The organism is Streptomyces sp. GC420 (assembly GCF_009916105.1).
In the GTDB taxonomy this organism is placed as follows: Bacteria; Actinomycetota; Actinomycetes; order Streptomycetales; family Streptomycetaceae; genus Streptomyces.
Genome location: NZ_JAAAXQ010000817.1, coordinates 1 through 650 on the forward strand (window position 1 = coordinate 1; position 650 = coordinate 650).

Below are 650 nucleotides of genomic sequence, written 5' to 3' on the forward strand. Positions count from 1 at the left end.
GGGCTCCGCGACGCCGGCCGGTGGCGGTGGGCCCGTGCCGCTTCCGGAGCCGAAGCGGCTGGGCGTGCTGTCCAGGCTGGCGCCCGAGCCCATGAAGGTGGTGCTGAACTGGGGCCGCCGCTACAGCCTGTGGGTCTTCAACTTCGGGCTCGCGTGCTGCGCGATCGAGTTCATCGCGGCCTCGATGGCCCGCCACGACTTCATCCGGCTCGGCGTCATCCCCTTCGCGCCCGGCCCGCGCCAGGCCGACCTGATGGTCGTCTCCGGGACCGTGACGGACAAGATGGCGCCCGCCGTCAAGCGGCTGTACGAGCAGATGCCCGAGCCGAAGTACGTCATCTCGTTCGGGGCCTGCTCCAACTGCGGCGGTCCCTACTGGGACTCGTACTCCGTCACCAAGGGCGTGGACCAGATCATTCCGGTGGACGTGTACGTGCCGGGCTGCCCGCCGCGGCCCGAGGCGCTGCTGCAGGGAATCCTCAAGCTCCAGGAGAAGATCGCACGCGAGTCGCTGGGCGAGCGGTACGGAGTCACCGGGCCGAGGGCTTCCGCGGCCGCCCTCCGCAGCGGCCTGGTCACTCCGCCGGCGGCGCCGTCCGCGCCGGAAACCGGCGCACGGGGGGAGGCGGACCGGTGACCGACCCCACCCC

General features: G+C 72.2%; 1 protein-coding gene. It reads left to right on the plus strand.

What is annotated here, in order from left to right:
* The first annotated feature begins 34 nt into the window (after nucleotides 1–34).
* Nucleotides 35–637, plus strand: a complete 603-nt coding sequence (locus tag GUY61_RS38790) for an NADH-quinone oxidoreductase subunit B (RefSeq protein ID WP_166634957.1) — start codon at nucleotides 35–37, stop codon at nucleotides 635–637.
* Nucleotides 638–650 lie beyond the last annotated feature (13 nt).